5 protein-coding genes are annotated in these 6,706 nt (G+C 42.5%); all 5 read right to left on the bottom strand.

Going from position 1 to position 6,706, the window contains the following annotated elements; translation table 11 throughout:
• Nucleotides 1–306: hypothetical protein (locus OB13_RS04470; RefSeq protein WP_461488949.1), on the bottom strand; the 306-nt coding region annotated here is incomplete at its 3' end.
• A gap of 33 nt (nucleotides 307–339) precedes the next feature.
• Nucleotides 340–1,812, bottom strand: a complete 1,473-nt coding sequence (locus tag OB13_RS04465; RefSeq protein WP_461488948.1) for an MBOAT family O-acyltransferase — start codon at nucleotides 1,810–1,812, stop codon at nucleotides 340–342.
• Nucleotides 1,813–2,074: 262 nt separating this feature from the next.
• Entirely contained in the window at nucleotides 2,075–3,058 is a 984-nt protein-coding gene (locus OB13_RS04460; protein ID WP_461488947.1) for an SDR family oxidoreductase, read from the bottom strand.
• Between the two features lie 88 nt (nucleotides 3,059–3,146).
• On the bottom strand, nucleotides 3,147–4,460 hold the full coding sequence (locus OB13_RS04455) for a nucleotide sugar dehydrogenase (protein ID WP_461488946.1): 1,314 nt from the start codon (nucleotides 4,458–4,460) through the stop codon (nucleotides 3,147–3,149).
• 194 nt (nucleotides 4,461–4,654) lie between these two features.
• Nucleotides 4,655–6,706: GumC family protein (locus tag OB13_RS04450; protein ID WP_461488945.1), on the bottom strand; the 2,052-nt coding region annotated here is incomplete at its 5' end.

The raw sequence follows: 6,706 nt of genomic DNA, 5'->3' as shown, positions 1-6,706 counted from the left end.
ATTTTTATCAGCCAGCACATATTTCAGTTTATAATACATTTGATTATAACTATCATCATCGTGTGCAAAATTATATGCGTTAGTAGAAAATTTCTCAGGATTTATACCTCTGTATATTCTTGAGTTCCCAAGAATCAGCATATCATAATCTTTTCTTAAGGCATTCTCAAAACTTTGCTCAATTTGAGCTTTTGTAGTAGGCCCATATGCACTTTGAGTAAGAATAGAGTAACTGGAAATGTAAAGCCCAATTATAAATATTAAAATTAAATTGAATCCAAAAGACCTTAAAACATAGTTTGACATATTAGCTTATGTTAATCTTTTAACACTTAATAATTAGAACTGGAAATATATAAACTCGCTTTTGCTAAAACGACCTAAAATTAATATTGCAAGAATCAACGAGTATGCAGCTGACCACCTTACATAAGCTGGCTGCTGGTTTAACTTACTTCTGAGGCTGCCATTTAAACGAGCAGAATCAATGACCAAGAGAATTATAATACTTAGAACCGTTACTATAAAAACATAGCTGGATTGTCCCAAGAGTATCAAAGAATGATTTTTCAAAACTGCAGCGAGAGACTGTTTAAAGCCGCTAAACATATTTATTACTACATAAAAAGCATCACTAATTGTATTAGCCCTAAAAAACACCCAGGCCAAGCAGACCATCGAGAACGTAATGCTCACCTGCAGTAGATTATATAGTCGTGGCCAACTTTTTAATCCTAAAGCCGCTACAGCCGTGTTGCGTTGCACCACTGTCGCTTGCCCAAACATCTGGTAGAATCCATGCAATGCCCCCCATACGATAAAAGTCCAGTTGGCACCATGCCATAGACCGCTCACCAGGAACACTATGAATAAGTTGTAATACCAGCGCCATTTTACCACACGGTTACCCCCCAAGGGTATGTAAAGGTAATCGCGGAACCAGGTTGATAGGGAAATGTGCCAACGTCCCCAAAATTCCTTGATAGACTTAGCAAAGTAGGGGCTTCGAAAATTCTCCATCAAGTTAAAACCCATAATCTGTGCAGATCCAATTGCAATGTCAGAGTAGCCAGAGAAGTCGCAGTATATCTGAAAGGCAAAGAAGACTGTGGCGATGATGAGCGGGATTCCCTCATAGTCAGTAGGGTTATTGTAGACTTGATTAACCATCACTGCTAAATTATCAGCAATAACTATTTTCTTGAAAAAGCCCCAAGACATCAGCTTCAGCCCATCTGCAACACGCCTATAATCGAATTCTTTCTTTTCCTTGAGCTGGTCTATCAGGTTGCCGGCTCTTTCAATCGGTCCTGCCACCAGTTGCGGAAAAAAAGTAACGAACAGGGCAAAAATCCCCAAGTGCTTCTCTGCCTTTTGCCTACCGTAATACACGTCGATGGTGTAGCTCATGGTCTGAAAGGTATAGAAGGAAATGCCCATAGGCAAGAGCAGTTCAAAGGCTGGCGCAGCATATCCTACTCCCAACATATCGGCTAGATCCTTTGCGGCCGTATTGAAAAAGTTGTAGTACTTAAAAGTGAAAAGCGTGGCCAGATTGGTAAAAAGGCTCACCCACAGCCAGGGCTTGCGCTTGGCTGTGGCTTCCACAGGATAGCGGTCCATCATGAGGCTGCACACATAGTCAATGAGCGTAGAAATGACCAGGATGATAGCGTAGTCCACCCGCCAGAACATGTAGAAGGTATAGCTGGCAATAAGCAGGAGTACCCACCGGAAGCGGTGTGGCAGCAAGAAGAAAAGTCCGACCACAGTCGGAAAAAAAATCAGAAATTCGAATGAGTTAAACAGCATAACAATGCTTAGATAGACGAGTAAGATTTTTACGCTTTCGCGAGAGAGGGTTAAATATGCAGTTTAGCTTTAGAACATATTGCAAGTAATACTAAGCATATACATTTGGATTCTCATATACAAACTAGCTTATTCAAAATCAAATTAACTTTATAGCTTACTTAGAAATAAAGCCAAAAATAGAAATCCTAAACAGCTAGTAATGATTAGCCCTATTATCAGCTATTCTAACTTTTATTTCAGCATTGTCAACTTTGATTTTTTATTGATGGTTATTATACCATGTATAGGCAATAGATAGACCCTCTAAAACAGAATAATTTGGATCATAACCTATAAGTTGCTTAGCTTTTCCTATATCTGCTAAACTATGACGCACATCTCCTTTTCTCTCTTCCCCGTACTCGGCTGCTAGTTCTATTCCTGCAATTTCATTTATTCTATACCATAATTGGTTAAGTGATGTCCGCTCACCGTAAGCTATATTCACAACCTCATGCTTCTTTACATCTTTAGTGAGCATAGCTTTAATATTAGCCTGTACTGCATTTTCTACAAATGTAAAGTCACGGCTTGTTTCACCATCGCCATTAATGTATGGAGCTTTTTTTTGAATCGCTGATTCTATGAAAAGTGGAATTACCGCTGCATAAGGCCCCTTCGGATTTTGCTTTGGACCAAAGACATTGAAATAGCGCAGGCCAATAGTATGAAAATCGTAGGTCTTTGAAAAAACGCTCGCATATAATTCATTCACATATTTAGTCACGGCATAGGGTGAAAGCGGATTACCAATTTGGTCTTCAACCTTTGGTAATCCTGGATGATCGCCATAGGTGCTGGAACTGGCAGCATAGACCATGCGCTTAACATCAGCATCACGCGCAGAGACCAACATGTTTAGATAACCGCTGATGTTGACGTCATTGCTGGTGATTGGATCATTGATGGAGCGGGGCACAGAGCCCAAGGCTGCCTGATGTGATACATAGTCTATTCCTATCAACGCTCTTCTGCAAGTTTCTAAATCTCGGATATCTCCTTCAATCAATTCAAAAGCTGGATTACTTTTGAACTCTTCAATGTTTGTATGAGAGCCGGTCGAGAAATTATCCAGTACGCGAACTTTCCCGGCACCGTACTTGAGCAAGTATTCAACGATGTTGGAGCCAATAAAGCCTGCTCCACCTGTAATGAGAAAACTGCTTTGGCTTAAGTCTGTTGTATGGTAAGGTCTGTTATACATATCCTTTTTCGTAAAAAGTAGTCTAATTAACAGGGTCAAACCACCCCTGCCCCTCCTTAACCAAGGAGGGGGCTTTGATTACGTACCCTTATAAGCGTGCGTCAGATAGTTCTTTGGGCAAGACGCCTTTTACGTCGTAGATCACGGCTTTCTCCTTGCACAGCTTGTTTAGATCTAATGTCTTAAACTCATTGTGGGATACGGCAAGGATTATAGCATCGCAATCTATTACATCATTCAGTTCTTTTACTGAATCCCATCCATACTCATGCTTTACTTCCGCTGGTTCGGCCCATGGATCGTAGATGGTAATATTGGTATCATAGTCCTTCAACGTGCGTAGAATATCAACTACTTTTGTATTCCGCACATCCGGGCAGTTCTCCTTGAAAGTTATGCCCAGTACGAGAATGTTGGCCCCTTTTACAGGTATATCTTTCTTCACCATCAGTTTGATCACCTCGTGGGCTACATACTCCCCCATGCCATCATTAAGTCGGCGACCTGCCAGGATAATTTCCGGGTGATAACCGGCTTCCTGTGCCTTTTGAGCCAGGTAGTAAGGATCCACACCAATACAGTGACCGCCTACCAAGCCGGGCTTGAATTTCAGGAAATTCCATTTAGTACCTGCCGCTTCCAATACCTCATCTGTGTCAATGCCTAAGCGGTTAAATATCTTGGCGAGTTCATTGACGAAGGCAATATTGATATCACGCTGAGCATTCTCGATTACTTTGGCTGCTTCTGCTACTTTGATAGAAGCTGCTTTATGAGTCCCTGCAGTAATGACAGCGTTATAAAGTCTGTCCACTTTCTCAGCTGCTTCAGGTGTAGAGCCTGAGGTAATTTTAAGAATCTTTGCTACCGTATGTTCTTTGTCTCCCGGATTGATTCGCTCCGGCGAGTAACCTGCAAAGAAATCTCGGTTGAATTTCAAGCCTGATACACGCTCCAACACCGGCACGCATTCTTCTTCTGTCACGCCTGGATAAACGGTAGACTCATATACAACAATATCACCAGGTCTCAACACTTTGCCTACTGTCTCGCTTGCTTTGTAAAGTGGTGTCAGGTCCGGACGATTGTGTTTGTCTACTGGTGTAGGAACTGTAATGATATAGACATTGCTATCCTGTATATCTTCTAACTTATTGGAACAGTAAAGGCCCGTAGATTGGCCATTTGGCCTTTCGATCAGTACTGCTTTTAGATTTTCATCAGCAACTTCGAGGGTCCGGTCAAAACCAGCGTTAAGTTGTTGTATCCGTGTCTCATTGATGTCGAAGCCCAAAGTTCTAAACTTTTTGGCAAACTCTACTGCCAGGGGTAATCCTACATATCCTAAACCGATCACGGCGATGCGTGCATCTTCAATTCCGGTACTAGCTGTTACTGACATGCTGTATTGTTTTCTATGTTAGCTTATGTATTGCTCTCAATACTTTTTATCTGCCCTTGTACTCATTGCCATCAACTTAATGATTAAGTTGTCATTTCGAATGCAATGAGAAATCTAAATTATTTCATTACCCCGCAATGCCGCAAATTTCTCATTGCATTCGAAATGACAGGCTTTAGAAAGTTGTTGAGGTTTTACCCTTTCACCAGCTTCCTGATCTTACTTCCCAAGCCTTCTGATTCCTCTTCGTAATAGTTACCGTAGCCATAGCCGTAGCCGTATGAGTAGCTGTAGCTATTGTTCTTTTTGGCATCGTTAAGGACGATCATCGGATGCTTAAGCTTGCGTGACTTATAAAGTTCATCCACAATCTGCAATTGCTTCTTATGAGTATAGTTATAACGTACAATGTAAAGGCTCGAATCAATGTATGGAGCCAGTGCCAATGTGTCCGCTACCTGACCAACCGGGGAGGAGTCTAAGATAATGAAGTCGAATGCAGATTTTAGTTCCTCTATCAATGTCCCGATCTTGGGTAACAACATCAGCTCAGCTGGGTTTGGCGGTATGGGACCGGAACCAATGATGGCTAGCTCTGGCATTTCTGGTGCATACTGCAGCAGGTCTTCGATACCTACTGTATCTGATATCAGGTAATTGGTAATACCTATATTGTTTGGCAGGTTTACGCCCTGTGTCAGTTTAGGTTTACGCAGGTCAAAGCCCACCACCACAACACGTTTGCCGGTCATCACCAAGCTAGCAGCCAGGTTAAGGCTGAAGTAGGTTTTACCTTCCCCACTCATGCTGGATGTTACCAGAATCACCTTGTTTTCTTTGCCGCCAGCAGCAAATTGTAGATTAGCACGTAACAGCCGGAAAAGCTCCGCACTCGAGCTACGACTCTCTTGTGCAACTACCAGCATATTACCGCTATCATTGTGCGCGATCTCTCCCAGAATGGGTGTAGAAGTTCCTTTTTCGACATCCCGTAACTCCTGCACTGTGTCATTAAGCATATCGCGCATGAAAATCCCGGCAAAAGGCAGGGCAAGCCCCACCAATAAGGCTATAAGGTAAATATTGGTTGACTGTGGCTCAACCGGGCTCCCACTAGCTGTGGCCGGATCAATAACACGGGAATTGGACGGTGTGATTGCCTGTGATAGCGCGGCTTCTTCACGTTTCTGAAGCAAATAAAGATATAATCCTTCTTTTATACCTTGCTGACGACCTATAACGGTCAGTTCTCGCTGCATTGAAGGCACTTGGCGCATCTGTGACTCAAACTGACGGGCACTCGCCTGCAGGTTTTTACGCACTACGAGAAGACCGTTCCGAATATTATGAAGGTTTTCGATAATGTTCAAGCGTAAAACCTCTAACTGCTCATTTACATTACTTACCAGCGGGCTATTATCCGTAACGGTACGTAGCAAACGGCGACGTTGGCTCTGTAACTCGTTGAAATTGGCTATTAGTCCAACTAAAGTCGGATCCGCTATATCCAGGGTACTAGGTACTGACTCAAACTTATTGTCTTCCTTTTTAATATAGGCTTCAACAGAATTGAGGATATCAAGTTTGATCTCATTTTCGGTAATCTGCTGATTGTAGCCATGAGCTGTGGTCTGATACAGGCCGCCACTGGCTGCCGGGTCAATAATACTATTATCCTGCATGTAGCGCGCTACATCCTTCTCAACATCTGTCAATTCCTGGGAAAGGTATACCAGGCGATCATCGATAAATTTAATAGTTTTTGTAACTGCCAGATTTTTTTCTTCAATTGTTTCACGGTTATAAACATCGATCAGTTTATTGATGATATCCTTTCCTTTTGCCGGCACCGGATCCGTCAGGCTAAGTTCCATCACAGTGGCATATTCATTCACGCTTTTGACCTGCAGCTGTTTGCTGTAGCTATTAGCCATTTTACGTAAATCGTTAAAGCGCACCATTACCCGGCGGCCCTGATCGTTTGTAAAGTCAGAATCCGCAATTACTGTAAATGTAGCGTAGCGTTTTTTAATCTGCTCCCCAAACTTGTGGGTTGATTCTTTATTTTCGCCATGATAGATACTGAAACTATTATTATCTTCTGCCTCTACAACAAAGCTCTTCCCTAGCCCGGCTGAATCCAGCTCCGCAAGCACTACTTTAATGGGGCTTCGGCCGCCATAAAGCTCAGGTGATTTAATACGGCCTTCTCCGAAATAAGAAACTTCCATATGAAGCTCTTTAAG

This window comes from Pontibacter sp. HJ8, assembly GCF_054824225.1.
Note: the sequence above shows the minus strand (reverse complement) of the source record. Positions and strands in the feature narration are given on the sequence as shown.

Excerpts from the sequence above, each read along its gene's own strand:
- OB13_RS04465 (WP_461488948.1), bottom strand. The coding sequence starts at position 1,812 with ATGCTGTTTAACTCATTCGAATTTCTGATTTTTTTTCCGACTGTGGTC.
- OB13_RS04460 (WP_461488947.1), bottom strand. The coding sequence starts at position 3,058 with ATGTATAACAGACCTTACCATACAACAGACTTAAGCCAAAGCAGTTTT.
- OB13_RS04455 (WP_461488946.1), bottom strand. The coding sequence starts at position 4,460 with ATGTCAGTAACAGCTAGTACCGGAATTGAAGATGCACGCATCGCCGTG.